The sequence below is a fragment of the Thiocapsa imhoffii genome, from assembly GCF_016583985.1.
GTDB classification, from domain to species: domain Bacteria; phylum Pseudomonadota; class Gammaproteobacteria; order Chromatiales; family Chromatiaceae; genus Thiocapsa; species Thiocapsa imhoffii.
The window spans coordinates 1-1,328 of record NZ_NRSD01000080.1; the positions used below are offsets into that span (position 1 = coordinate 1).

The following is a 1,328-nucleotide window of genomic DNA, read 5'->3' on the forward strand; positions in this document are numbered from 1 at the left end:
GTGCCTTCACCCTCGACCGTCTTGGTCTTGCCGTCACTGCCGGCATCGGCACCGTCGATCACCACCGTCGTCGGATCGAGCGTCCGCCCGTCAGCGGCCGCATCGTTGTCCACCACCGGCAACGTCACCGGCGTGCCCATCGGGTTGTCCAGCGATGCATCATCCTCGGCCGTCGGCGCCACCGGCGGCTGCACCGGGGTCGACAGCTCGGTCGTCTCCGGATCGGTCTGATCCGAGTCAACCGACGCCGTGTTGACCACCACCGCCGCGATCGCATCGGCGAGCGTGACCGTGTAGGTACCCACCAGCTCGCAGGTCGCACCCGGCGCCACACTGGCACAGGTGATCTCGTCCGGCGTGATCAGGTCGTCGCTGACCACCACGTTGGTCAGGGTCACATCACCATCGTTGGTGGCAGTGACCGTGTAAGTGAGCACACTGCCGAACACCACCGGATCCGGATTAGCACCGCTCAGCACCTTCGCCAACGTCAGCGCCGGCGCACCCAGATAGGTCACCGTCACCGTCGCCGGATTCGACGGCGTGCCCAGATCATCCGACACCTGGTACTGGATCGGCGTTGGATTGCCCTCAAAGCCGCTCTCGGGCGTGAAGGTGATCGCACCCGTGTCCGGATCCACCGTCCAAGTGCCTTCACCCTCGACCGTCTTGGTCTTGCCGTCGCTGCCGGCATCGGCACCGTCGATCACCACCGTCGTCGGATCGAGCGTCCGCCCGTCAGCGGCCGCATCGTTGTCCACCACCGGCAACGTCACCGGCGTGCCCATCGGGTTGTCCAGCGATGCATCATCCTCGGCCGTCGGCGCCACCGGCGGCTGCACCGGGGTCGACAGCTCGGTCGTCTGCGGATCGGTCTGATCCGAGTCAACCGACGCCGTGTTGACCACCACCGCCGCGCTCGCATCGGCGAGCGTGACCGTGTAGGTACCCACCAGCTCGCAGGTCGCACCCGGCGCCACACTGGCACAGGTGATCTCGTCCGGCGTGATCAGGTCGTCGCTGACCACCACGTTGGTCAGGGTCACATCACCATCGTTGGTGGCAGTGACCGTGTAAGTGAGCACACTGCCGAACACCACCGGATCCGGATTAGCACCGCTCAGCTCCTTCGCCAACGTCAGCGCCGGCGCACCCAGATAGGTCACCGTCACCGTCGCCGGATTCGACGGCGTGCCCAGATCATCCGACACCTGGTACTGGATCGGCGTCGGATTGCCCTCAAAGCCCGCCTCGGGCGTGAAGGTGATCGCACCCGTGTCCGCATCCACCGTCCAGGTGCCTTCACCCTCGACCGTCTTGGTCTTGCC

The 1,328-nt window shown here is 66.0% G+C and carries 1 protein-coding gene and 1 pseudogene; both read right to left on the reverse strand.

The genetic code is table 11. The features are described from left to right. The coding region (locus CKO25_RS21490) for a CLIPPER-2 domain-containing protein (RefSeq protein WP_338115198.1) at positions 1-1,097 on the reverse strand (1,097 nt) is incomplete at its 3' end. 75 nt (positions 1,098-1,172) lie between these two features. Further along, positions 1,173-1,328 (reverse strand): annotated as a pseudogene (locus tag CKO25_RS22100) (Ig-like domain-containing protein); the annotation flags it as partial.